Below are 23,491 nucleotides of genomic sequence, written 5' to 3'. Positions count from 1 at the left end.
TGCGTGTTGCAGGGTCAACCCCGACATCCCGGCAAGGTTTCGCAGGGCTCGTCCGGCGCGGGACTTGACGCCCCTGCCCCGATGGATGCTTTTTCGGGGGAAAGGCGGCAAGGGATGGCCCATGACCAGACAGCGACGGATCCTGCCCGGACGCATCCTTCACGGGATCGCGGGGAACGTCTCGGGCGTGGGGCTGGTCCTGGGCGCGCTGTTCATGGCGGCATCGCTGACGCCCAGCCTGATCCCGCGCGGTGAAGGGGTGCAGGGCGCGCTTGCCGGGGTCTGCTTCGCGGCGGGTTACGGCGTGGCGGTGCTGCTGCGGTGGATCTGGGTCACGCTGGATCTGCCGCTGATCGAGGGGCCGAGGGGCCGGTGGCTGCTGGGGGCATCGGCGGTGATCGCGGCCCTGATCGTGGGGTGGTTCCTGTGGCGGGCGGCCGACTGGCAGAACGGGATCCGCGCGGCCATGGGGATGGAGCTTGCGCCCCCCGGACTGCCGCTGATGATCGGCGCCACGGCCCTGGTGGTGGCTGCCGTGATCCTGGTGCTGGGCAAGCTGGCGGCCTTGTTCGTCCGCCGCCTGATCGCCCGCATCGCGCGGGTGGTGCCGCGCAGGGCGGCGCATCTTCTGGGCCTGATCCTTGGGGCCGTGCTGCTGTGGTCGCTGGCAAACGGCGTGCTGTTCAGCGGCTTCATCCGCACCGCCGACACATCCGCCCGCGCGCTTGACGCCGTGATTCCGCCCGACATCCAGCCACCCACGGATCCCTTGCGGACAGGCAGCCCCGCATCCCTTGTCGCCTGGGAGGATCTGGGCCGCGAAGGCCGCAACCACATCGCCACCACCCCCACGGCCGAGGCCATCGCCGCCGTCAGCGGCGGACCGGCGATGCAACCCCTGCGCGCCTATGTCGGCCTGAACGCCGCCGACACGGCCGAGGATCGCGCCGCCCTGGCCGTGGCCGAGCTTGACCGCATCGGCGGCTTCGGGCGTTCCATCCTGGTCGTGGCGATGCCCACCGGCACCGGCTGGCTGGATCCGGCGGCGATGACGACGCTGGAATACCTGCACCGGGGCGACGTGGCGACGGTGGCGATCCAGTATTCCTATCTGCAAAGCTGGATCTCGCTGCTGGTCGAGCCGGAATATTCGGCCGAGGCGGGACGCGCGCTGTTCAACGCCGTTTACCGCCACTGGCTGACCCTGCCCGAGGAGGAACGCCCAAGGCTGTATCTCTATGGGCTCAGCCTGGGGGCCTACAGTTCGCAGCAATCGCTGCGCCTGTCCGAGATGATCGACCAGCCTTTCGCCGGCGCCCTGTGGGTGGGGCCGCCCTTCGTCAGCCCCTTGTGGCAGACGCTGGTGCGCGAACGCGATCCCGCATCCCCGGAATGGCTGCCGCGCATGGACAGGGGCCAGACGGTGCGGTTCACGGACGGCCGTCGGGGCCTGTCCGCGCAGGATGCCTGGGGCGGGATCCGCATCGTCTATCTGCAATATGCCAGCGATCCCATCGTGTTCTTCGACACCGGATCGGTCTGGCGCCCCCCCGGATGGATGAGCGAACCGCGCGGACCCGACGTCTCCGCGGACCTGCAGTGGTATCCGATCGTCAGCTTCCTGCAACTGGCCTTCGACATGGCGGTGTCGCTGGACGTGCCGATGGGCCATGGCCATCTTTATGCCTATACCGACCATATCGAGCCCTGGCTGGCCGTTACGCAGCCGCCTGGCTGGGACGCGGCCGGGCTGGATCGCCTGCGCCGGCATTTCCAGGCGATCCAGGCCCAAGCCATCGTGGCGGCGGATTAACTTAGCGCAACTTCGCCGCATGGCAGGAACCCCGTTCCCTGCCTCACGTTACCCTGGCGCAAGGACGGATGCCGCAGGCCTTCGCCGCGCCAACCACGCGAACGAGGTTCCGATGTATGTGATGCACATCGCCCTTGGTGGCTGTATCAGGCAGCCACCGATCCGATACGGCCTGACCCAAGACACGGGGGGCCACATCGCCTATGTCCTGGGCGCCGCCACCGCGCAATCCACCCTGCCCGACGTGACGCGCGTCGATATCCTGACCCGGCTGTTCCATGACCGCGCCCTTGGGCCGGACCATGCCATGCCGGTCCAGCAGATCGGACCCAAGCTGCGCATCCTGCGGCTGAAGGGCCCCTCGCCCGCCTATCTGACCAGACAGGCGTTGGAGGCCGAACTGCCCGCCCTGACCGACGCCTTCCTGGATCTGCTGTCGCACCTGCCCCGCAAGCCCGACATCCTGCATTGCCATTTCGCCGATGCCGCCGAACTGGGACTGGCGGCACGGGCGCGGTTCCGCATTCCGTTGATCTATACCCCCCATTCGCTGACCCTTGGCAAGCCGGGCATGACGGACCGGAACGGCACCGCCTGCCGCGACCGCCTGCGGCGCGAACATGCGGCGATCGCCGGGGCCGATGCGATCGTGGCGTCTTCCCGCGACGAGGCCGAAGGCCGGATCGCCGCCTATGACCCTGCCAGCACGGGCCGCGTCTGGCGGATCAATCCGGGCATCAGCCTGCCCGCGACGATGCGCGACAGCCAGGCCATCGGGCTGCTGCAAGACGGGCTGGACCGGCCGGACCTGCCCTTCCTGCTGGCGATCGCAAGGCCGGTGGAACAAAAGAACCTGGCCGGGCTGATGCAGGCCTATCTTGAATCGCCCGAGTTGCAGGCGGCGGCGAACCTAGTCATCCTGGCGGGCCAGGACGGGACCGACGCCGAACAGCAGGCGGTCCGGGCCGAACTGGCGTCGATGGCGCAGCCCTTGCCGGGCAAGGTGCTGCTGCCCGCGCGCCACGACGCGACGCTGGTGCCGCAGCTTTACCGCCGCGCCGCCGCGCAGGGCGGCGTCTTCGTCAATCCCGCGCTGCACGAATCCTTCGGCCTGACCCTGATCGAGGCCGCGCGCTTCGGCCTGCCGGTGGTGGCCACGCGGAACGGCGGGCCGGTCGAAATCCTGGGGACCATCGGCCACGGGATCCTGGTGGACCCCCGTTCCCCCGACGGGATCGCCGATGCCTGCCTGCACCTGCTGCGCGACCCCGATGCCTGGCAGCGGATGTCAAGGAATGCCGCCGACCGCCACAGGCAGTTCGACTGGGCCGCCTGGGCCGAGCGGGTGTCCCTGATCGCGCGACGGCTGACGCGCAAGGCGGCACCGATGCGGCCCATGGCGCTGCCCCGATCGCTGCTTGCCTTCGACATCGACGGCACGCTGACCGGATGCCCGCGATCCGCCCCGATGTTCGGTCGCTGGGCATCGGACGCCCTTGGGCGCCGCCAGCAGGTCATGATCGCCACCGGACGTTCCCTGCCCGAGGCGCGGCGCATCCTGGCCGACTGGAGCTTGCCGGAACCGACGGTGATGATCACCTCGGTCGGGTCCGAGATCTGGCGGGCCGACCGGCGCGGCTCGCTGGCGCTTTGCGCCGACTATGCCGCCTGGATCGGCGATGACTGGCAGCCCGAGGCGATCCGCGAGGTTCTGGCCGCCATGCCCCTGACCTGGCAGCCAGGCCACGATCAGCGCCGCTGGAAGATCAGCCTTGCCGGCCCCGAGGAACAGGCCTGGACCGTCCAGGAAGCCTTGGCGGACGCGGGCCTGCCTGCGCGCGTGATCCCCTCGCATGGGCGGTTCATCGACATCCTGCCGCAGCGCGCGGGCAAGGTCGGCGCCTTGTCCTTCGAGGCGCGGCGGCTGGGCCTGACGCTGGCCGATTGCGTGGCCGCCGGCGACAGCGGCAACGACGCCTGCATGCTGGGGGCTGCGGGTCGGGCCATCGTCGTGGGCAATGCCTGGGCCGAATTGCGGCTTGCCGACCGCCCCGGACTTTACCGCGCCAGCCGTGCCCATGCGGCGGGCGTGCTGGAAGGGCTGGCCCATTTCGGCCTGATCCAGCCGCAACCGGCGCAGGTGATCCCGGCGGAATGACCCTGCGCGTTCCGCCCGCGCGATCTGCATGATCTGCAAACCGCCCCTTGCGACCTTTCGCGCCCGGGCCTAACCAGGGTCCATCCGACAAGCGGTGCGCACCATGCCCCATCAGAACCCGATGCAGGGGATCCTGCTGAAATGCGCCAGCGTGGCGGTGTTCACGGTCATGGCCGCGATGATCAAGTCCACCTCGGAAACCGCTGCGGTCCCGGCGGGGCAGCAGGTGTTCTTCCGGTCGCTGTTCGCCATCCCCGTGATCCTGATCTGGCTGGCGCTTCGGGGCGAATTGGGCGTCGGCCTGCGCACCGTGCGGCCCATGGGCCACGTCTATCGCGGTGTCGTGGGCACTGTCGCCATGGCGCTGAACTTCTGGGCCCTGGCACTGCTGTCCTTCCCCGAGGTGACGGCCATCGGCTATGCCGCGCCGCTTCTGGTGGTGATCTTCGCGGCGATGTTTCTGGGCGAGGACGTGCGCCTGTTCCGCCTGTCGATGGTGGGGATCGGGCTGACCGGGGTCTTGATCGTCCTGTCCCCGCAACTGCGTCTGGACGCCGATGCCGATCCCTATCGGATGCTGGGCGCTGTCGTCGCCATGGGCGGCGCGGCCGGATCGGCCCTGGCCCAGATCTTCGTGCGCAAGCTGGTGCAGGAGGAACGCACCTCGGCCATCGTGTTCTGGTTCTCCTTCACCTCGACGATCCTGGGCCTTGCCACGCTGCCCTTCGGCTGGGTCTGGCCCGACGCCACCACCGCCATGCTGCTGGTCGGCAGCGGCATCCTGGGCGGCATGGCGCAGATCCTGCTCACCTCGGCCTATCGCTTTGCCGATGCCTCGCTGGTGGCGCCCTTCGAATATGTGTCGATGCTGCTGGCGATCGCGATCGGCTGGTATGTCTTCGGCGAGGCGCCCGCTCGCGTGGTGCTGATCGGCGCGTCCCTGGTGATCCTGGCGGGCATCATGATCATCTGGCGCGAACGCCAGCTTGGGCTGGAACGCAGCAGGCAGCGCAAGGCCATGATGCTGCAAGGATAATCCGCCGGAACCCGGACTGCCCTGTCCGCGCTATATCCCCGGCGCCCCGCGAAAGGGGCAGACACAGGAGATTATCCATGGTCAGGACGATGCTTTCCGCGGCCTTTGTCGCCGCATCTTTGGCCGCACCGGCCGCAGCGCAGGATCTGGGCGATATTGTGGGCGGCGTCGCGCGCGAATACCTGTCCATCGAACAGGATCGCGCCGCCTTCGAACAGGCCCAAAGCCAGGGCACGCTGCGCAGCTATCAGACCTATCTTCAGCAGTTCCCCAGCGGACGCTATGCCCAGCAGGCCCGCGACCAGATCGCCCGCCTGGGCGGGACGACAGCCACGCGCGACGACCCCTATCAGGGCGACACCAGCGAGCTGAGCCGGCAGCAGCGCGTCAGCATCCAGCAGCAACTCAACGCCCTGGGCTACAGCACCAATGGCGCGGACGGCAATTTCGGGCCGGGCACCCGTCGCGCCATTGCCCTGTGGCAGCGCGACCGGGGCTATTCGCAGACCGGATCGCTGACCACCGCGCAGGCGAACGAGATCCTGCGCGGCACGGGCGGCACCTCGGGCGGCACCCGCGTATCGGAAACCACGTCGGGCAGCGCGTCGGGCGTGGGCGCAGCAGGGGCCGAGGGCGACTTGGGGTTGAGCCGGTCGCAGCGTTCCGCCATTCAGGCCAGCCTGACGCGGCAGGGCTATGACACGCGCGGCATCGACGGCGTCTTCGGACGCGGCACCCGCGGCGCCATCGCCGCCTGGCAGCAGGCGAACGGGCTTCAGGCGACCGGCTATCTGACGGCATCGCAGGCCGACAGCCTGCTGCGCTAAGGCTTGTCCGACGCCTAGCCTCCTTAGGCCCCGATTGTGGTGCAGGACGCGTTTTGCCAGCCTTGCACCGCAACCGGATAGGCCTGTGCCGTTTGGCTCTGCCAATGCGGATCCGCCTCTCAGGACAGGTGGATATCGTCCTTCGTTTGCGCTAAACCTCCTCGGGTCGCACAGCCCCGGCAGGGTCGGGACACCAGAGGGATGCCAGCCATGACCAAGCCGCAGATCCTGCGCCTGAACGACGCCGACAACATTGTCGTGGCGATTGCGGATCTGCCGTCCGGCACGCCGGTCGAAGGGGCCGTCCGTGCCCTTCGCCGGATCCCGCGCGGCCACAAGGTCGCCGCCTGCCCCATCGCGCAGGGCGCGCCCGTCCGCAAGTTCGGCCAGATCATCGGCTTTGCCAGCACCGACATCGCGCCGGGCGACTGGGTCCATGAACAGAACGTCACCATGGGCGGCGATTTCGAACGCGACTATGCCTTCGCCTCCGAGGCCCGCCCGCCCGAGGGCCTGCGCCAGGGCGAGGTTCCGGCGCATTTCCAGGGCTTCCGCCGAGGCGACGGGCGCGTGGGCACGCGCAACTATATCGGCATCCTGTCGTCGGTGAACTGTTCGGCGACCGTGGTGGACTACATCGCCGACCAGGCGGTGCGGTCGGGGATGCTGGACGATTACCCCGACATCGACGGCATCGTGGCCCTGCCCCATGGCCAGGGCTGCGGCATGGCAAGCAAGGGCGAAAGCTATGACCTGCTGGCGCGCACGCAATGGGGCTATGCCAGCCACCCGAACTTCGCCGCCGTCTTGCTGGTGGGACTGGGATGCGAGGTGTTCCAGATTGCCCGGCTGAAGGAAACCTATGGCATCGCCGAAGGGGATCATTTCCAGTCGCTGACCATCCAGGACACGGGCGGCACCCGCCGCACCATCGAGGCGGGCGTGGAACGCCTGCGCGACCTGCTGCCCGTGGCAGCGCGGGCGCGGCGCGAGGCGGTTCCGGCATCCGAACTGACGCTGGCGCTGCAATGCGGGGGATCGGACGGTTATTCCAGCCTGACGGCAAACCCCGCGCTTGGCGTCGCGGCCGACATGCTGGTGCGCCAGGGCGGCACCGCGATCCTGTCCGAAACGCCCGAGATCTTCGGCGCCGAACATCTGCTGACCCGCCGGGCAGAGACGCCCGAGATCGGCCAGAAGATCGTCGATCTGATCGACTGGTGGCAGGATTACACCACCCGCAGCGGCGGCGAGATGAACAACAACCCCTCACCGGGCAACAAGGCGGGCGGGCTGACCACGATCCTGGAAAAGTCGCTGGGCGCGGTCGCCAAGGGCGGCACGTCCACCCTGCGCGGGGTCTATCGCTATGCCGAACGGATCGACCGCAAGGGCTTCGTCTATATGGACACGCCGGGATACGACCCGGTGGCCGCGACGGGCCAGGTCGCGGGGGGCGCCAATGTGCTGTGCTTCACCACGGGACGCGGTTCGGCCTATGGCTGCAAGCCGGTGCCGTCCATCAAGCTGGCGACGAACACGCCGCTGTTCCAGCGGATGCCGGACGACATGGACATCAACTGCGGCGACATCGTGGACGGCGTGCCGCTGGAGGAAAAGGGCGCCGAGATCTTCCAGACGATCCTGGACGTGGCCTCGGGGCGAAAGACGAAATCTGAAGACCTGGGCTATGGCCGCAACGAATTCGTGCCCTGGCAGATCGGCGCGGTGATGTAGCGGTCGCGCCGGGTTCGGTGCTATGCTGCCCGGCGATATGATTGCAAAGGGGGTTGGCATGTCAGGAACCATCAGGACGACCAAGGGGCGCGGCAGGCTTTACGACAGCATCCTGGACACCGTGGGCGACACGCCGGTGATCCGCATCAACAACCTCGCGCCCGAAGGGGTGACGATCTATGTCAAGGCCGAGTTCTTCAACCCCGCCGCATCCGTCAAGGACCGCCTGGCGCTCAACATCATCGAGGCTGCGGAACGGTCCGGCGCCCTGAAGCCCGGCCAGACCGTGGTCGAGGCGACCAGCGGCAATACCGGCATCGGCCTTGCCATGGTCTGCGCGCAGAAGGGCTATCCCCTGGTCGTGACCATGGCCGAAAGCTTCTCGGTCGAACGGCGGCGGCTGATGCGGATGCTGGGCGCCAAGGTGGTGCTGACGCCCAAGGCGCAGAAGGGCACGGGCATGTACAGCAAGGCGGTCGAACTTGCGGAAAAGCACGGCTGGTTCCTGGCCCGCCAGTTCGAGACCGAGGCCAATGCCGACATCCACGAATCCACCACCGCGCAGGAGATCCTGGGCGATTTCGCGGGGCAGCGGCTGGATTACATCGTGACCGGATACGGCACCGGCGGCACCGTCAGCGGCCTGTCGCGCGTGCTGCGCCGCGAACGGCCCGAGGTGAAGATCATCCTGACCGAACCCGCCAACGCCGCCCTGGTCAGCAGCGGCACCCCGCAGGATCGCGGCCCCGACCATGCCCCCGCCGCCAGCCACCCGGCCTTCGAGCCGCATCCGATCCAGGGCTGGACCCCCGACTTCATCCCCTGGGTGCTGCAGGAAGCCCTGGACAAGAAGGGCTATGACGACCTGATCCCCATTCCGGGGGCGGAAGGGATGGACTGGGCGCGCAAGCTGGCCGCGCGCGAAGGCATCCTGACTGGCGTCTCGGGCGGGTCCACCTTTGCCGTGGCGATGCGGATCGCCGAAAAGGCCGAACCCGGCACCGTCATCCTGTCGATGATGCCCGACACCGGGGAACGCTATCTGTCCACGCCCTTGTTCGAACCCTTCGCCGAGGACATGGACGATGAGGAGCGCGCGCTGTCCGAATCCACCCCCGGATACCGGATGGGCTGACGATCCCTGCACCCGCTGCAAGGCGGGTGTGCGCAGATGCCGCATTGCGGCAAGGCGGGGGCGGGCCCATCTCTGTCCTGTCAACCAAGGACAGAAAGAGAGTTTGACCATGACCGCCCTCCGCACCGCCCTGAGCCGCATCCGCGCGTTCCTGGACGTGATGGATGCCGCGATTTCCGCCTCGGCCGCCGTGCGCCTGCATCATGCGCCCGCTGTGGCCGACCTGCGCCGCCTGGGGATCGAACCGACCCGTGCCGCCATGACCGCGATGTCGCGCGCCTGACCGCCGCGGAAATCCGACGATCCGGCCCGCCATTGGCGGGCCTTTTGTCTTTCCGGCCTTCAACCGGCCAAGGATCCGGCCTATGGTCCGGCGGTTTGAAATCCGGGGGACCGAATGACCAGCAGCACGACAACCCCAGCCGTTCGGTCCGACTTTGCCCAGGGTCTGATCTGGATGGCCCTGTCCATGACCGCCTTCATCGGCATGTCGGTCGGGTCGCGGGAAATGGCCGAAACCCTGTCGATCCGGCAGGTGCTGTTCTTCCGCGCGCTTGTCGGCCTGTTCGTGATCCTGGCCGTAGGCCGCGCCCTGTTCCCCGAGGTGCGCCGCGCCGCCAAGCTGCGCCTGCACCTGGCGCGCAACGTGATCCATTTCACCGCGCAGTATTTCTGGACAATCGGTGTCGTGATGCTGCCGCTGGCCTCGGTCTTCGCGCTGGAATTCACCATGCCGATCTGGGTGACGCTGTTCGCATGGCTGCTGCTGCGCGAAAGGTTGACCGGCCCGCGCCTGCTGGCGACGGTCGGCGGCTTTGTCGGGGTCATGGTGATCGTGCGGCCCGGCATCGGCATGGTCGATCCGGCAGCGGTCCTGGTGCTGATCGCGGCGGCGGGTTACGGGCTGTCGCTGATCCTGGTGAAACGGCTGACGCAGCACTGTTCGCCCGGCGCCATCGTGGTCTGGATGATCCTGATCCAGTTGCCGCTGGGCCTGATCGCCGCGCTGACCGACTGGCGGCCCGTCGCGGTGACGGACGTGCCCTGGATGCTGGTCGCGGGCGTGGGCGCGCTTGCGGCGCATTATTGCCAGGCGCAGGCGCTCAAGCGGCTGGACGCGTCGATCCTGATCCCCATCGACTTCCTGCGCGTGCCCATGGCGGCGGTCGTGGGATATTACTTCTATGCGGAAGCCATCGACCTGTGGGTCTTCCTGGGCGGCGGCATCATCCTGTTGTCGAATTTCCAGGCGGTGATGGCCGAACGGCGCAAGTCCGCTGCGGTCGCGGCCCCCTGAGAGGGCCGCGCCCCTTTACGATCAGAACGGACTGTCGGGATAGTAATAGGTTTCGGCGTTTTCCGGCGTGACCAGCACCGATCCGATGATGAAATCGCCCGATACTGGCGCCTGGGACACCAGGCCCACGGCCGTGATCTCGATGGCGGTGGCGATCATCGACGGGGGATAGGTGACGTTGGCCGGGATCATCGCGTCGCCGTCCATGGTGCGCTTGATCATCTCCTTCATGCCGGCGCCGCCCAGGACGAACTTGATGTCGTCGCGGCCTGCCGCCTCGATGGCGCCCAGGGCACCCACGGCCATGTCGTCGTCCGAGGCCCAGACCGCGTCGATCTGCGGGTGCTTGGACAGGAAGTCCTGCATCACGGTGAAGGACTTGTCGCGGTTCCAGTCGCCATGCTCCATGCCCAGGATTTCGATGTTCTTGCCCTCGATGGCGGCCTGGAAGCCTTCGACACGTTCATTGTCGATGGTCGTCGGGATGCCGCGCAGCACCACGATCTTGCCGCCTTCGGGCAGGGCGCTTGCCATGAATTCGCCCGACACACGGCCGAAGCCGGGGTTGTCGCCCGCGACATACAGATCCTCGATCCCTTCCTGCGACAGGCCCCGGTCCACGACCGTGATCCAGGCGCCCGATGCCTTGACGTTCTGGACCGGGCCGGTCAGCGGCTCGGATTCGAAGGGCAGCACGACAAGGGCGTCGATGTTGCGCGTGGCCACCATGTCCTCGATGTCGTTGACCTGCTTGGCGGGGTCGGATGCCGTCGCCAGGACGAAGTCAAGCTGGGGATAGGTTTCCTCCAGCCGGTCCACGGTGGCCTGCGCGAAATAGTTCATGCCCCCCGCCCAGCCATGGGTCGCCGCCGGGATCGACACGCCGATCACCTTGGTTTCCCCGTCCTGCGCCCATGCGGGCGCCGCCAGTGCGGCGGCAAGTGCCAGTCCCGATACGAAATGCTTCATGTGTTTCCCTCCCATATTGGCCCGGCTCAGCGGGCCTTGCCTTCGCGCTGCAACACCACAGCGAGAACGATGATGGCCCCCTGAATGGCGCCGTTCAGATAGGGCGATACGAAATCCGTCAGGTTCAGCAGGTTGCCGATCAGCGTCAGGATCAAGACGCCGATCACCGTGCCCCAGACGCGCCCGAAGCCGCCCTTCAGCACGGTCCCGCCGATGATGACGGCGGCAATCGCCTCAAGCTCCCACAGCATCCCCGTGGCGGAGGAGGCCGATCCGAGGCGCGGCACATACATGATGGTGGCGATCCCGACCAGCAGGCCAAGCGCGGCATAGGTCATCAGCCGCACCCGGTCCACGCGGACGGACGAATACTTGGCGACCTGCTCGTTCGATCCGATGGCCGCGCAATAGCGTCCAAAGGCGGTCGAACGCATCACCACCTCTCCGACCAGAACCACCAGGGCGAACACGATGATCGGCCAGGTAATGCCGAAGATGCCGCCGTAATAGACCGGCTGGTAAAGGCTGCGCAGGTTGAAATCCAAGGACAGCGTGCCACCGTCGGCCAGCCATGTGACGAGGCTGCGATAGATGCCCATGGACCCCAGCGTGACGATGAAGGCCTCGATCCCCAGGCGGGTGATCAGGATGCCGTTCAGCAGCCCCGCCGCAAGCCCCGCCAGCAGGGCCACCGCCATGCCGACCAGGATCACCGGGACGCCCACGCCCATGCTGGGCACAAGGCTGTTCATCACCAGGATCATCAGGCCCGCGATGAAGGCCGCCATCGACCCGACCGACAGGTCCAGCCCGCCCGCCGTGATCACGAAGGTCATGCCCACGGCGATGATGCCGATGAAGGCGGACCGGGCCAGCACATTGGTCACGTTGTCCCAGCCCAGGAAGTTGGGGTTCATCAGCGCACCGGCGATGACCAGCAGGACCAGGGCCAGGATCGGCCCGATCACGGTCATGCGGATGCGGCGGGGGGCGGCGGGAACGGCGGCGTCGCTCATGCGGGTTCCTTCAAGGGGGTCGGGGCCACGCCCATGGCAAGGCGGACGATGGCGTCTTCTGTGGCATCCGCGCCCAGCTCGCCCGTGACGCGGCCATGGCGCATGACCAGGATGCGGTCGGCAAGCCCGATCACCTCCTGCATTTCCGAGGAAATGACGACGATGGCGCGGCCCTGGGCGGCAAGGCGGCGGATCAGCACATACATCTGCTGCTTGGTGCCGATGTCGATGCCGCGCGTGGGCTCGTCGATGACGATGATCTGCGGATCGGCCAGCATGGTCTTGGCGAACAGCAGCTTCTGCTGGTTGCCGCCCGACAGGTTGCCGACCAGGGCATCCCGGTGGCCGCGAATGTCGAAATCGGCGATGGCCTGGGTCAGCGCGCGGTCCTCGGCCCCGGTATCCAGAAGGCCCCGGTCGAATTTCGACAGCGCCTGCAGCGTCAGGTTTTCCCGCAGCCCCTTGCCCAGCAGCAGGCCACGGGTCTTGCGATCCTCGGTCAGGTAGCACAGGCCAAGGTCCTGCGCCTGCCAGGGATGGTCGATGCGGACGGGCTGCCCGAAGACGCGCACCTCGCCCGTGGCGGGACGCAGGCCGCAAAGCCCCTCGAAGGTCTCGGTCCGGCCCGACCCGATCAGGCCCGCGACGCCCAGAACCTCGCCCCGGCGCAGGGTGAAGCCGACGTCATGGGAAAACCCCGGTACAGACAGGTTCTGGACCTCCAACGCGACCTCGCTGGGGGTGCCGGTCTTGGCGGGAAACAGATCCGACATCTCGCGCCCGACCATGGCGTTCGCCATTGCGTGCTGGTCCATCTGCGCGGCCTCGCCCGTCCAGACCACGCGGCCGTCGCGCATGATGGTCAGGTCGTCGGCGATCTCCTCGACCTCGTCCAACTTGTGCGAGGTGAACAGCACCGCCGTTCCCGCCTCGCGCAGGGCGCGGACCTGGCGCAGCAGGATCGCGGTTTCCGCCCGCGTCAGCACGGCGGTCGGTTCGTCCATCACCAGAACGCGGGTGTCGCGCAGCAGGGCCTTGGCGATCTCCACCATCTGCTTGTCGCTGTTGGACAGCGTGGACACCACCCGGTCGGGCGAGACGCGGCATTCCAGCCGATCCAGCAATTCCCGCGTCCGCGCCCGCATCGCGGGCTTGTCGAGGAAGGGACCGCGCTTCAGTTCCCGGCCCAGGAAGATGTTCTGTTCCACCGTCAACTGTTCGGCCAGGTTGAATTCCTGGTGGATCATCGAGATCCCTTGGTCCTCGGCCTGGCCCATATTGGCGAAGCTGACCGGCCGCCCGTCCAGCAGCACCTGACCCGACGAGGGCGGCTGATAGCCGGTCATGATCTTCATGGTCGTGGACTTGCCCGCGCCGTTTTCGCCGATCAGCGCATGGACCCGACCAGGGCGCAGGGCGATATCGACGCCGTGCAGCACCTCGATCGGGCCGAAGCTGCGGGAAACATCGCGCAGGGCAAGCACGGTCATGGCGTCACCCAGGCCGCGTCGTCGCGGGCGGACCGGATGCAGGCGTCGATGAAGCGCATCCCGGCCAGTCCCTCCTCCAGTCCCGGCAGGATATCCAGCATCGCGTCGCGTTCGCCCCGTTGGGCCGCCCGGATCGCCTGCGCGGCGCCGGTGTAGATGTTGGCGAAGCCTTCAAGATAGCCCTCGGGGTGACCGCCCGGCGTGCGGCTGACGGCATTGGCCACATCCGACGCCCCGGCGCCGCGCCGGGTCAGCAGGCGCTTGGCCTCGCCGAATGGGGTGAACCACAGATAGTTCGGATCCTCCTGCGCCCATTCCAGCCCGCCCTTTTCGCCATAGACGCGCAGGCGCAGGGCGTTTTCATTGCCCGGCGCGACCTGCGAACACCACAGCATCCCCCGCGCGCCGCCGCCGAAACGCAACATGACATGGGCGTTGTCGTCCAGCCTGCGGCCCGGCACGAAGCTTTGCAGGTCGGCCGACAGGCGTTCGACCGAAAGGCCGGTCACGAAGCAGGCAAGGTTATAGGCGTGCGTGCCGATATCGCCGATGGCCCCGCCCCCGCCGCTGCGTTCGGGATCGGTGCGCCATTCGGCCTGCTTGTTGGTGCCGGTCGTTTCCGACGCCTCGGTCAGCCAGTCCTGCGCGTATTCGACCTGAACCACGCGGATCGCGCCCAGGTCGCCCGCCTCGATCATCGCGCGGGCCTGCCGGATCATCGGATAGCCGGTATAGTTGTGGGTCAGGATGAACAGCGCCTCCGACTGCCGGATCGCGGCTTCCAGTTCCTGCGCCTGCGCCATCGTGGCGGTCAGGGGCTTGTCGCAGATCACATGGATGCCGCGCCGCAGGAAGGCCGCGGCGGCAGGCCCGTGGACATGGTTCGGGGTGACGATGGCCACGGCCTCGATCCCGCCTTCCCGGTTGGCCTCGGCCTCGGCCATCTCCTCGAAGCTGCCATAGCAGCGGTCCGGGTCCAGCCCCAGGGCCGCGCCGCTGTCGCGCGACTTTTCCGGCGTCGAGGACAAGGCCCCCGCCACAAGGTCGAATTCCCCGTCGATGCGGGAGGCGATGCGGTGGACCGCGCCGATGAAGGCATCCTTGCCGCCGCCGACCATCCCAAGCCTGATGCGCGTCATTCCGAAATCCCCAGCATGCGGCGGTTCGCGGCATCGTCCGTGCCGCCATCCGCGAAATCGTCAAAGGCCTTTTCCGTCACGCGGATGATGTGGTGGCGCACGAACTCGGCCCCTTCCCGCGCCCCGTCCTCGGGGTGCTTGAGGCAGCATTCCCATTCCACCACCGCCCAGCCGTCGAAGTCATTGGCCGTCATCTTGGAAAAGACCGCGCCGAAATCGACCTGCCCGTCGCCCAGGCTGCGGAAGCGCCCGGCGCGGTTCACCCAGGGCTGGAAGCCGCCATAGACCCCCTTGCGCCCGGTCGGGTTGAACTCGGCATCCTTGACGTGGAACATGCGGATCCGGTCCTTGTAGATGTCGATATTGTCCAGGTAGTCCAGGCATTGCAGGACATAATGCGACGGGTCGTACAACATGTTGGCCCGCGCATGGCCGTTGACGCGGTTCAGGAACATCTCGAAGCTGTCGCCGTCGTGCAGATCCTCGCCCGGATGGATCTCATAGCAGATGTCCACGCCGCAATCCTCGGCATGATCCAGGATCGGGCGCCAGCGGCGGGCCAGTTCGTCGAAGGCCGCTTCCACCAGGCCCGCCGGGCGCTGCGGCCAGGGATAGACGAAGGGCCAGGCAAGCGCCCCGGAAAAGCTGGCCATGGCACTCAGGCCCAGGTTGCGGCTGGCGGTCAGCGCCATCCTGACCTGATCGACCGCCCATTCCTGCCGCGCCTTGGGGTTGCCGCGCATGGCGGGCACGGTGAAGCCGTCGAAAGCCTCGTCATAGGCGGGGTGGACGGCGACAAGCTGGCCCTGCAGATGGGTGGACAGCTCGGTGATCCGGACACCGTTTTCGGCGGCAATGCCCGCGATCTCGTCGCAATAGTCGCGGCTTTCGGCGGCGCGGGCAAGATCGAACAGTCGCCCGTCCCAGCTTGGCACCTGCACGCCCGCATAGCCGCAATCGGCCGCCCATCTCGTGATGCCGTCCCAGGTATCGAAGGGCGCCTGATCGCCCGCGAATTGCGCCAGGAACAGCGCCGGTCCCTTGATGGTCTTCATCGCCTTTCCCCTTCAGACATATCGGTTGACCAGATTTTCCAGGATTTCCTGCCGGCCCGAGACCGGCTGCGGATCAAGCCCCGCCGCCACCGCACGGTCGGCGATGCCGTCCAGCGTCGCGCCGGGCGCGAGCATGGCCTGCGCTTCCTCGCGCTGCCATCCGGCGTAACGGTCGCGGCGCGCGGATTCCAGCCGGTCGTCCTCCAGCATCTTCGCCGCCGCTTTCAGCCCGCGCGCGCAGACATCCATGGCGCCGGCATGGGCCATCACCAGATCCAGCGGGTCCAGCGACTGGCGGCGGATCTTGGCGTCGAAATTCGTGCCGCCGGTGGTAAAGCCGCCGCCGCGCATGATTTCGTAATAGGCCAGCGTCACCTCCGCGACATTGTTCGGGAACTGGTCCGTGTCCCAGCCCGACTGCTGGTCGTTGCGGTTCATGTCGATCGACCCGAAGATGCCAAGCGCGTTGGCAAGCGCGATCTCGTGTTCGAAGCTGTGGCCCGCCAGGATCGCATGGCCCTGCTCGATGTTGACCTTGACCTCGTTTTCCAGGCCATACCGCTTCAGGAAGCCGTAAACCGTCGCCACGTCGAAGTCATACTGGTGCTTGGTGGGTTCCTGCGGCTTGGGTTCGATCAGGATGGTGCCCCCGAAGCCGATCTTGTGCTTGTAATCGACGACCATCGACAGGAAGCGGCCCATCTGGTCCAGTTCGCGGCCCAGGTCGGTGTTCAGCAGGGTCTCGTATCCCTCTCGCCCGCCCCACAGCACATAGTTCTCGCCGCAAAGCCGGTGCGTCACGTCCATGCAGTCGCGCACGGTGGCCGCGGCATAGGCGAAGACGTCGGGGTCGGGGTTCGTGGCCGCCCCCGCCATGTAGCGGCGGTTGGAAAACAGGTTCGCGGTGCCCCACAGCAGGCGCGGCCCGCCCCCCTCCATCTTCGCGGCCATCAGGTCCGCGATGCGGTTCAGCCGGTCGCGGCTTTCGGACAGGCTGGCGCCTTCGGGCCGAACGTCATGGTCGTGGAAGCAGAAGAAGGGCGCGCCCAGGATGCGGAAGAAGTCGAAGGCCGCGTCCACGCGGGCCTCGGCCTGTTCCATCGTGTCGGCGGGAAACCAGGGACGGTCGAAGGTGCGCCCGCCGAAGGGATCGCCGCCCTCCCAGCCGAAGCTGTGCCAATAGGCCACGGCAAAGCGCAGCTGATCCTCGGCCCGCTTGCCCATGACCGTCTCATTGGGGTCGTAATGGCGGAAGGCCGGGCCATCCGTATCGGGATCAAGCGTCAGGGGCGAAATGGCGTCGAAATAGCCGGTCATGCGGAAACTCCGGGAAGGTTTTCTTTGAAGAAGATGGCGGGGGTGATGGTGACCGATCCGGGCGTCTCGCCGTCGGCGATGGCCTTCATCACATCAAGCGCGCAGGCGACCTCCTCGGCGGGTTTCTGGTCGATCACCACGTCGATCAGGTCGTCCAGCAATCCCGCGCGGGAATGGGGGGTCAGTTCATGCAGCACGACGAAGGGGCGGTTTTCGCCCATGTCGCGCATCAGGGGGATCAGCCCGCGATTGCCCGCGCCGATCGAATAGATGCCGGTGATGCCGGGATCGGCGCGCAGCGCATGGCCCAGCAGGTCGCGCATCCGGTCGGGATTGTCCTGGACGTCGATCGGGGGCAGCAGGCTCTCCGCGCCCAGGATCTCGGCCATGCCGGCCAGGCGGTCGCGGTGATCGCGCAGGCCGGCCGAGCCCATCACCGGCAGGACGCGCGCCTGCCTGCCGCGATGCGCGATCCGGTGCAGCCGCCCCGCCGTACGCCCGGCCGCCAGGTTGTCGATGCCGATATAGGCGCGAAGGCCGGGCATGTCGGTGACAAGCGCGACCACCGGCACATCGCCCGCGATCAGCGCGTCGATCCGGTCCTGCCCCGCCCCCGCCAGCACCGCGCAATCGCAATCGGCCGGGAGACCGTCCAGGCCGTCGCGCAGATCGACGCTGATCCGCTGTCCGGCCCTGGCTTCGGCCTGATCCTGGAAGGCGCGGCGGATGGCGGAAAAGAACCCGTGATCGCCGGGCGGGACATAGGCCGCAAAGCGATAGCTGCGCCGACGCGACAGGTTGGCCGCCGTGATGTCGCGGCGATAGCCCAGATCATCGATGGCCTGGCGGACCCGCTGGATCGACTTCATCGCGACCCCGCCGCGCCCGTTCAGGACGCGGTCGGCAGTCGAATAGCTGACCCCAGCAGCCCGCGCCACATCATGCAGCGTCGGATTGCGCATTGTCCGATTGTCCTCCCGGAACCAGCATCGGACGGCAAATGAAAGACGTCAATCATTTTCTTCGGCCCGCCGCGCGGCAGGCCGTCCGGTCAAGCCATCACCCGTGTCAGCGCGGCGTCGATGGCGTCCGTGATGCGGTCGATATCGTCGGGTGTGGCGATCAGCGCGGGCGATAGGCACAGGGTGTTGTTCAGCCCCGGCAGGCTGCGGTTGGTGGCGCCGATGATCACGCCCTGGGCCAGGCATTCGGCCACCACGGCCTGCACGCGCTTTTCGTCCAGCGGCTCGCGGCTGTTGCGGTCGGCCACCAGTTCCGCCCCGCAGAACAGCCCCTTGCCGCGCACCTGGCCGATCACCGGATGCTTGTCCTGCAAGGCATGAAGGTTCGCCATCACCCGCTGGCCCATGGCGACCGTGTTGTCCAGCAGGCCCTCATCCTCGATGATGCGCATGTTTTCCAGCGCCGCGACCGGTCCGGCCGTGCAGCCCCCGAAGGTCGAGATGTCGCGGAAATAGCCCATCGGGTCGCTGGCATCGTCCTTGAACATCTCGAAGACGGCTTCCGTGGTCACCGTGCAGGAGATCGCCGCATAGCCCGAGGCCACGCCCTTGGCCATGGTCACGATGTCGGGCTGGATGCCGTAGTGCTGGTATCCGAACCAGGTGCCGGTGCGGCCGAGCCCGCAGACCACCTCGTCAATGTGCAGAAGGACGTTGTACTTGCGGCAGATCTCCTGCACGCGCTGCCAGTATCCCTCGGGCGGCACGATCACGCCGCCGCCGGCGGTGATCGGCTCCAGGACAATGGCGCCCACCGTGTCGGGGCCTTCGCGCAGGATCACCTCCTCAATGGCGTCAGCGGCGCGTTCGCCGTAGTTCTCCACGTCCCACTGGGCCCGGTATTCCAGGCAATGGGGCACGCGGACGAAGCCGTCGGGATAGGGTCCGTATTGCGCCGCCCGCTGGTCCTGGCCCGAGGTCGCCAGCGTGCCGATGGTGGTGCCGTGGTAATCGCGGTCGCGATACAGGATCTTCCACTTCTTGCCGCCATGCTGGCGCGCGGCGATCTGGCGGACCATCTTGTAGGCCTTCTCGTTGGCCTCGGACCCCGAATTCGAATAATAGACCCGGCTCATCCCCGGCATCTTGGCGATCAGGCGTTCGGCGAACAGCGCCGCCGGCACGGTCCCCGCCGCCCCCGCATAATAGTTCAGCTTGACCAACTGGTCGCGCACGGCATTGGCGATGCTTTCCCGGCCGTAACCCACGTTGACCGTCCAGACCCCGCCCGACAGCCCGTCCAGGTATTCGCGCCCGTTGGTGTCCCACAGGCGCATCCCCTTGCCCTCGACGAAGACGCGGGGGTCGGCGGATTCATATTGCTTGTGCTGCGACAGGTGGTGCCAGACATGCGCCTTGTCAGCGGCGACGACATGGGACAGGTCGTTGACGGGATGATCGAGGGACATGGCAGACTCCGGTTTAAAGGGTCGCGTGCGGCGACTGTGGATCATCCGACTGTCGCGGGATAACGGCATTTGGGCAACGGCGATTTTTCGGAACAGGCCAGCTTGTTGATTTTGCGAAGCTCTGTCACGATCCGCTTCGAATCCGAAGCACGAAAGCAATGGCCAGAAGCTGCGACGACAAGGAAGACCGGCTGGTCGCGATGCGGCTGCGCATCGTGCGGCGGTCCAAGGGGCTTTCCCAACGCGAACTGGCGCGGCGCGCGGGCGTGGGCAGCGGCACCATATCGCAGATCGAATCCATGGCGCTGAAACCCTCGGTCTCGGTCCTCAAGCGGATCCTGGACGGCGTGCCCATGGATCTGGCGACCTTCTTCAGCTTCGAGCTGTCGCAGGACCAGGCCCGCGTGTTCCGGCGGAGCGAGCATGTGGACATCGGCGCGCCCGGCATCAAATACCTGCTGCTGGGGGCGCAGCGGTCCGGACGCAACATCCAGATGCTGCACGAATATTACGAACCCGGCGCCAGTTCCGGGCGCCACGCCCTGTCCCATGCCGGCGAGGAATGCGGCCTGGTCATCAGCGGCACCCTTGAGGTGACCATCGGCGACGAGGTGCATGTCCTGAATGCCGGGGACGGCTATTACTTCAGCAGCGCCCTGCCCCATCGGTTCCGCAACACCGGAACATCCGTCTGCGAGGTCGTCAGCGCCTGCACGCCCCCCAGCTTCTAGCGCGGGCTTCCCGAACCCGATTCCGCCGGGGGCGTTATCCCCGACAGCACCGGAGACCGCCATGCCCCGCCACACGCCGCAAGACGACGCCGATACGCTGGAACGCTTTGTCGATGCGCAGGACGGCCTCCACGATGTCGCTCTGTCCGAACTGAAACGCGGGCGCAAGGAAAGCCACTGGATGTGGTTCATCTTTCCCCAGTTGCGCGGGCTTGGACATTCGCCCATGTCGCACCATTACGGCATCGCCGACCTGGACGAGGCGCGCCGATACCTGGCCCATCCCGTGCTTGTCCCAAGGCTGGTGGAATCCGCCAGGGCGGTCCTTGCGCATGACGCCCTTTCGGCCGAGGCGATCTTCGGGTCGGTCGATGCCGCCAAGCTGCGGTCCTCGGCCACGCTGTTCGCGGCGGTGCCGGATGCGCCCGATGTGTTCGACCGGATCCTGCGGACCTTCTTCGGCGGGCAGCCCTGCCGCCGGACCCTGGACCGCATCGGATGACCCTTCGCACCCCTGACGGGCGCTATATCGTCGTGCGGGGCAGGCTGTGGCGCGCGGCCAATCCCCATCTGGACGATGCCGACCGCGCGCGGCTGGTCCGGCAGTTGATGGCGGCCCGCCGCGCGGTCGGGGCCGCCCTGGCGTCAGGCGATGCCGGGGCCGAAAGGGCGGCCCGCGATCAGGTCAACCAGGCCAAGATCGGCTTGGGCGAACGCGGTCCGGTCTGGTGGGACGATGGCGCGCCGGATCTGAACCGCAGGATGGCGAAGAACACCGTCTATGCGGAATGGTTCGGGGGGCTGACACAGCCGAACTCCGATTCCGTCAGGCGGGCGGCGGATGCCCCAGGTCCCAGAAGATGCCCGCCATGATCGCCAGCCCCTCGCGCGCGATGCCGATGGGCAGGTGCTCGTCGGCGCCATGCTGGCCGCAGCCGGGATAGGAATGGGGCACCCAGATCGTCGGCAGGCCCAGCGTATCGGCGAAGATCGCGTTGGGCAGCGATCCGCCCAGGTTTGGCAGGATCACCGGCGGCTTGCCCAAGGTGCGCTGCATCGACGCCGCCACGAAGCGGACCCATTCGTTGTCCAGATCCGACCGGCTGGCGGGAAAGGCGGCACCGTCGGCGGGCAGGATCCCGACCCGATGCAGGCCCGCATCGTCCAGCCTCCGCCGGATGGCGGGCAGCACCGCATCGGTATCGACCCCGACCGGGTGGCGCAGTTGCAGCCGCGCCCGCGCCCGGGGCGGAATGGCATTCAGGGGCTCGGCGATGCTGCCCCCCTCGATCTCCAGCACCTCCAGCGTGGACCAGCCATAGACGCGCTCGGCCTGGCTCAGGCCGGGGGCTCCCCACCAGGGGTCAAGGTCGGGGTCGCCCGGCGCGGTCTGGATGGTGCAGCGCGACAGCGCCTGGCGCACGTCGTCGGGAATGGCGCCGGGGGTCAGTTCCGGGACCAGGCATTCGCCGGTCGGACCGATCAAAGCGGCGATGGCATGGGCCAGTTCCACGGCGGGATTGGCCAGCAAGCCGCCCCAGTTCCCCGAATGGTGAAAGCCCTCGCGGGCCGCCACCTCCAGGTGGATGTCCATGCAGCCGCGCGCGCCCAGGAAGATCGTCGGCTGGTCCAGCCCGATGCGCGGGCCGTCGGACGCGATCAGCATGTCGGCGGCGAATGCCCCCGCCTCCTCGGCGACCAGGGCGGCAAGGCCGGGCGATCCGCATTCCTCGCCCATCTCGATCAGCATCTTCAGGTTGAAGCCAAGCGCGCCGCTGACGGCCAGGACCGCCTCGATCGCGGCCAGGTTCACCGAATGCTGGCCCTTGTTGTCGGCGGTACCGCGGCCATACCAGCAGCCGTCCCGTTCCGTCATCTGGAAGGGGGACAGGCCGGGCGACCACGCCTCGGCCAGGCCCGTCACCACGTCGCCATGGCCGTACATCAGCACAGTGGGCAGGGCCGGATCCTCGATCCGGCTGGCCAGCAGGAAGGCGCCGGGGGCATCGTCGCGGCGAAACACCCGAACCCCGAAGCCCAGGCAGTCGAAGACCGGAACCAGTTCCCGGTCGAGATAGGCTTGCAGGTCGGCCCCATGCGCCCCCTCGCGCGAGACGGTGGGCATCGCCACGCGGCGCGCCAGATCGGCCTTGAAGCGGCCCGAATCCAGAACCTCAAGCGCGGCGGCGATGGCGCCCTCTCGGGTCGGGGCGGGATCAAGGCTCATGCGGCACCTTCAGACGGTTCTGGACGAATGGCGGTAGCGCCCGATCATAGCCACCCCGGCTGCGGGGCGGAAAGGGGCGACGCTGCGGATCAGGCCTCGGCCTTGACGATTTCCAGCGACAGCCCTTCCAGCGGCGGGTTGGTGTTTTCCCGCGTCATGTAGTCGAAGGCCTCGTCGTGGCTGGCAAAGACCATCGGCGCGACGCTGGTGGAAAAATCGCGACCGTCTTCGGTCAGGCGGAAATGCGGATTGTCGCGGCGGCAGATCCAGTATTCGTCCATGGCAAGGCTTCCCGGCGGCTTCTTCAGCCACCCTACCCGCCTGACCCGCCGATGGTTCCCTTCGCTCTGCCCCAACACTGTGGCTTGCCACAAGAAGTTGCGGTTGTTCAGATTCATACCGCAACCCGTGATTGCCCATGTCCTGCTTTTGTTCTAGGCTGCGTGGTCCGGGCGGCATGCAGGCCCGTCCCGTCCCTTTCCCCGAACGACCATGCGCCGGCTGATCTCGACCGCCTTCTATCTGTTCCGGTACGGCATCCTGTCGGCCACGCTGATCGTGATCGGCGGCTTCCTGATGGCGACCTTCGCGGCGGGTGGGGGGGCTGGGGAACCGATCCGGCAATCGATGGCGGCGGGGATGGTTCTGGCGGCGCTGCTGCTGCCCGCGCTGTTGATGCCCCGGACGGCCAAGGCCCGGCGGCGGACCGCCAGCCGAAGACGCAAGAAGCCCGCACCCCGGCCCCGCGCGCGGTCCAAGCCAAGCCCCGTCTCGTGTCCCCGCGACGGCCATGCCTTTGAACAATGGGTCGCCGACAAGATGGAAACGCATGGCTGGCGGGTCGATGTGACCGCCGGGTCGGGCGACCAGGGGCTGGACATCATCGCCCGGCGCGACGGCCGCAAGATTGGCGTGCAATGCAAGCGTTATGACGGCGCGGTCGGCAACAAGGCGGTGCAGGAGGCCTTTTCGGGCCGCGCCTTTCACCGCGTGGATGCGGCCGTGGTGATCACCACCGGCCATTACACCCCAAGCGCCAAGGCCCTGTCGCGCAAGACCAGGGTGCATCTGCTGCATGTCAAGGACATCCCCCGGATGCGCAGGCTGGTCTGA

The 23,491-nt window shown here is 67.5% G+C and carries 22 protein-coding genes; 12 read left to right on the top strand and 10 right to left on the bottom strand.

The features are described 5' to 3' along the window. Positions 1-121: 121 nt before the first annotated feature. The 8 genes from CK944_RS13570 to CK944_RS13540 all read left to right on the top strand — a co-directional run bounded on the left by CK944_RS13570 (position 122) and on the right by CK944_RS13540 (position 10,003). Positions 122-1,813, top strand: a complete 1,692-nt coding sequence (locus CK944_RS13570) for an alpha/beta-hydrolase family protein (RefSeq protein WP_103173600.1) — start codon at positions 122-124, stop codon at positions 1,811-1,813. A 19-nt stretch (positions 1,814-1,832) separates the two neighbouring features. Next, entirely contained in the window at positions 1,833-3,971 is a 2,139-nt protein-coding gene (locus CK944_RS13565) for an HAD family hydrolase (protein WP_239986071.1), read from the top strand. Between the two features lie 103 nt (positions 3,972-4,074). Beyond that, the gene (locus tag CK944_RS13560; RefSeq protein ID WP_103173598.1) at positions 4,075-5,007 is read left to right on the top strand and encodes a DMT family transporter; all 933 of its coding nucleotides are present in this window, start codon (positions 4,075-4,077) and stop codon (positions 5,005-5,007) included. A gap of 77 nt (positions 5,008-5,084) precedes the next feature. After that, positions 5,085-5,834 (top strand): peptidoglycan-binding protein, encoded by a 750-nt coding sequence (locus CK944_RS13555; protein ID WP_103173597.1) that lies wholly within the window; start codon positions 5,085-5,087, stop codon positions 5,832-5,834. Positions 5,835-6,044: 210 nt separating this feature from the next. After that, positions 6,045-7,571, top strand: coding sequence for a UxaA family hydrolase (locus tag CK944_RS13550; protein ID WP_103173596.1), 1,527 nt, complete (start codon positions 6,045-6,047; stop codon positions 7,569-7,571). Positions 7,572-7,629: 58 nt separating this feature from the next. Next, positions 7,630-8,706 (top strand): PLP-dependent cysteine synthase family protein, encoded by a 1,077-nt coding sequence (locus CK944_RS13545; protein WP_103173614.1) that lies wholly within the window; start codon positions 7,630-7,632, stop codon positions 8,704-8,706. A gap of 109 nt (positions 8,707-8,815) precedes the next feature. Beyond that, the gene (locus CK944_RS23215; protein ID WP_158247999.1) at positions 8,816-8,989 is read left to right on the top strand and encodes a hypothetical protein; all 174 of its coding nucleotides are present in this window, start codon (positions 8,816-8,818) and stop codon (positions 8,987-8,989) included. Between the two features lie 114 nt (positions 8,990-9,103). Then, on the top strand, positions 9,104-10,003 hold the full coding sequence (locus CK944_RS13540) for a DMT family transporter (RefSeq protein ID WP_205049033.1): 900 nt from the start codon (positions 9,104-9,106) through the stop codon (positions 10,001-10,003). Between the two features lie 21 nt (positions 10,004-10,024). On the opposite strand, the gene CK944_RS13535 is transcribed toward CK944_RS13540, so the two are convergent. The 8 genes from CK944_RS13535 to tpa form a co-directional block, all read right to left on the bottom strand. Then, positions 10,025-10,972 carry an ABC transporter substrate-binding protein gene (locus tag CK944_RS13535; protein WP_103173595.1) on the bottom strand — a complete coding sequence of 316 codons (948 nt, stop codon included), beginning with the start codon at positions 10,970-10,972 and terminating at the stop codon, positions 10,025-10,027. A 26-nt stretch (positions 10,973-10,998) separates the two neighbouring features. Beyond that, positions 10,999-11,988: an ABC transporter permease gene (locus tag CK944_RS13530; RefSeq protein WP_103173594.1), complete on the bottom strand. Its 990-nt coding sequence runs from the start codon at positions 11,986-11,988 to the stop codon at positions 10,999-11,001. Then, positions 11,985-13,478, bottom strand: a complete 1,494-nt coding sequence (locus CK944_RS13525; RefSeq protein WP_103173593.1) for a sugar ABC transporter ATP-binding protein — start codon at positions 13,476-13,478, stop codon at positions 11,985-11,987. Before CK944_RS13525 ends, CK944_RS13530 begins: the two co-directional genes overlap by 4 nt. Then, positions 13,475-14,617: a Gfo/Idh/MocA family protein gene (locus tag CK944_RS13520; protein WP_205049032.1), complete on the bottom strand. Its 1,143-nt coding sequence runs from the start codon at positions 14,615-14,617 to the stop codon at positions 13,475-13,477. The genes CK944_RS13525 and CK944_RS13520 overlap by 4 nt, the downstream gene beginning before the upstream one ends. After that, positions 14,614-15,672 carry a sugar phosphate isomerase/epimerase gene (locus CK944_RS13515; RefSeq protein ID WP_103173592.1) on the bottom strand — a complete coding sequence of 353 codons (1,059 nt, stop codon included), beginning with the start codon at positions 15,670-15,672 and terminating at the stop codon, positions 14,614-14,616. Before CK944_RS13515 ends, CK944_RS13520 begins: the two co-directional genes overlap by 4 nt. A 12-nt stretch (positions 15,673-15,684) precedes the next feature. After that, a complete protein-coding gene (xylA, locus tag CK944_RS13510; protein ID WP_103173591.1) occupies positions 15,685-16,989 on the bottom strand; it encodes a xylose isomerase in 1,305 nt (434 codons plus the stop codon). Continuing rightward, the gene (locus CK944_RS13505) at positions 16,986-17,951 is read right to left on the bottom strand and encodes a LacI family DNA-binding transcriptional regulator (protein ID WP_103173590.1); all 966 of its coding nucleotides are present in this window, start codon (positions 17,949-17,951) and stop codon (positions 16,986-16,988) included. The genes xylA and CK944_RS13505 overlap by 4 nt, the downstream gene beginning before the upstream one ends. A gap of 89 nt (positions 17,952-18,040) precedes the next feature. Further along, positions 18,041-19,420 carry a hypotaurine--pyruvate aminotransferase Tpa gene (tpa, locus tag CK944_RS13500; protein WP_103173589.1) on the bottom strand — a complete coding sequence of 460 codons (1,380 nt, stop codon included), beginning with the start codon at positions 19,418-19,420 and terminating at the stop codon, positions 18,041-18,043. A 158-nt stretch (positions 19,421-19,578) separates the two neighbouring features. On the opposite strand from tpa, the gene CK944_RS13495 reads away from it, so the two are divergent. The 3 genes from CK944_RS13495 to CK944_RS13485 all read left to right on the top strand — a co-directional run bounded on the left by CK944_RS13495 (position 19,579) and on the right by CK944_RS13485 (position 21,024). Beyond that, positions 19,579-20,151 (top strand): cupin domain-containing protein, encoded by a 573-nt coding sequence (locus CK944_RS13495; RefSeq protein WP_103173588.1) that lies wholly within the window; start codon positions 19,579-19,581, stop codon positions 20,149-20,151. Positions 20,152-20,212: 61 nt separating this feature from the next. Beyond that, the gene (locus CK944_RS13490) at positions 20,213-20,653 is read left to right on the top strand and encodes a DUF1810 domain-containing protein (RefSeq protein ID WP_103173587.1); all 441 of its coding nucleotides are present in this window, start codon (positions 20,213-20,215) and stop codon (positions 20,651-20,653) included. Next, entirely contained in the window at positions 20,650-21,024 is a 375-nt protein-coding gene (locus CK944_RS13485) for a hypothetical protein (protein WP_103173586.1), read from the top strand. Before CK944_RS13490 ends, CK944_RS13485 begins: the two co-directional genes overlap by 4 nt. Here the strand turns inward: CK944_RS13485 and CK944_RS13480 are convergent. Both CK944_RS13480 and CK944_RS22905 read right to left on the bottom strand, forming a co-directional pair. Next, positions 20,978-22,378, bottom strand: coding sequence for a M20/M25/M40 family metallo-hydrolase (locus CK944_RS13480; protein ID WP_103173585.1), 1,401 nt, complete (start codon positions 22,376-22,378; stop codon positions 20,978-20,980). The two genes, CK944_RS13485 and CK944_RS13480, sit on opposite strands and share 47 nt — an antisense overlap. Before the next feature lie 89 nt (positions 22,379-22,467). Then, entirely contained in the window at positions 22,468-22,659 is a 192-nt protein-coding gene (locus CK944_RS22905) for a hypothetical protein (RefSeq protein ID WP_146038656.1), read from the bottom strand. A 211-nt stretch (positions 22,660-22,870) separates the two neighbouring features. On the opposite strand from CK944_RS22905, the gene CK944_RS13470 reads away from it, so the two are divergent. Further along, positions 22,871-23,491, top strand: coding sequence for a restriction endonuclease (locus CK944_RS13470; RefSeq protein ID WP_103173583.1), 621 nt, complete (start codon positions 22,871-22,873; stop codon positions 23,489-23,491).

Source organism: Paracoccus sp. SY (assembly GCF_002901215.1).
Lineage (GTDB): Bacteria > Pseudomonadota > Alphaproteobacteria > Rhodobacterales > Rhodobacteraceae > Paracoccus > Paracoccus acridae.
Note: the sequence above shows the minus strand (reverse complement) of the source record. Positions and strands in the feature narration are given on the sequence as shown.

Coding starts and splice junctions, on each gene's coding strand:
- CK944_RS13515 (WP_103173592.1), bottom strand. CDS start 15,672: ATGAAGACCATCAAGGGACCGGCGCTGTTCCTGGCGCAATTCGCGGGC.
- CK944_RS13480 (WP_103173585.1), bottom strand. CDS start 22,378: ATGAGCCTTGATCCCGCCCCGACCCGAGAGGGCGCCATCGCCGCCGCG.
- CK944_RS13570 (WP_103173600.1), top strand. CDS start 122: ATGACCAGACAGCGACGGATCCTGCCCGGACGCATCCTTCACGGGATC.
- CK944_RS13520 (WP_205049032.1), bottom strand. CDS start 14,617: ATGACGCGCATCAGGCTTGGGATGGTCGGCGGCGGCAAGGATGCCTTC.
- xylA (WP_103173591.1), bottom strand. CDS start 16,989: ATGACCGGCTATTTCGACGCCATTTCGCCCCTGACGCTTGATCCCGAT.
- tpa (WP_103173589.1), bottom strand. CDS start 19,420: ATGTCCCTCGATCATCCCGTCAACGACCTGTCCCATGTCGTCGCCGCT.
- CK944_RS13565 (WP_239986071.1), top strand. CDS start 1,833: ATGGCAGGAACCCCGTTCCCTGCCTCACGTTACCCTGGCGCAAGGACG.
- CK944_RS13470 (WP_103173583.1), top strand. CDS start 22,871: ATGCGCCGGCTGATCTCGACCGCCTTCTATCTGTTCCGGTACGGCATC.
- CK944_RS13545 (WP_103173614.1), top strand. CDS start 7,630: ATGTCAGGAACCATCAGGACGACCAAGGGGCGCGGCAGGCTTTACGAC.
- CK944_RS13535 (WP_103173595.1), bottom strand. CDS start 10,972: ATGAAGCATTTCGTATCGGGACTGGCACTTGCCGCCGCACTGGCGGCG.
- CK944_RS13555 (WP_103173597.1), top strand. CDS start 5,085: ATGGTCAGGACGATGCTTTCCGCGGCCTTTGTCGCCGCATCTTTGGCC.
- CK944_RS22905 (WP_146038656.1), bottom strand. CDS start 22,659: ATGGACGAATACTGGATCTGCCGCCGCGACAATCCGCATTTCCGCCTG.
- CK944_RS13560 (WP_103173598.1), top strand. CDS start 4,075: ATGCCCCATCAGAACCCGATGCAGGGGATCCTGCTGAAATGCGCCAGC.
- CK944_RS13550 (WP_103173596.1), top strand. CDS start 6,045: ATGACCAAGCCGCAGATCCTGCGCCTGAACGACGCCGACAACATTGTC.
- CK944_RS13485 (WP_103173586.1), top strand. CDS start 20,650: ATGACCCTTCGCACCCCTGACGGGCGCTATATCGTCGTGCGGGGCAGG.
- CK944_RS13505 (WP_103173590.1), bottom strand. CDS start 17,951: ATGCGCAATCCGACGCTGCATGATGTGGCGCGGGCTGCTGGGGTCAGC.
- CK944_RS23215 (WP_158247999.1), top strand. CDS start 8,816: ATGACCGCCCTCCGCACCGCCCTGAGCCGCATCCGCGCGTTCCTGGAC.
- CK944_RS13495 (WP_103173588.1), top strand. CDS start 19,579: ATGGCCAGAAGCTGCGACGACAAGGAAGACCGGCTGGTCGCGATGCGG.
- CK944_RS13540 (WP_205049033.1), top strand. CDS start 9,104: ATGACCAGCAGCACGACAACCCCAGCCGTTCGGTCCGACTTTGCCCAG.
- CK944_RS13490 (WP_103173587.1), top strand. CDS start 20,213: ATGCCCCGCCACACGCCGCAAGACGACGCCGATACGCTGGAACGCTTT.
- CK944_RS13530 (WP_103173594.1), bottom strand. CDS start 11,988: ATGAGCGACGCCGCCGTTCCCGCCGCCCCCCGCCGCATCCGCATGACC.
- CK944_RS13525 (WP_103173593.1), bottom strand. CDS start 13,478: ATGACCGTGCTTGCCCTGCGCGATGTTTCCCGCAGCTTCGGCCCGATC.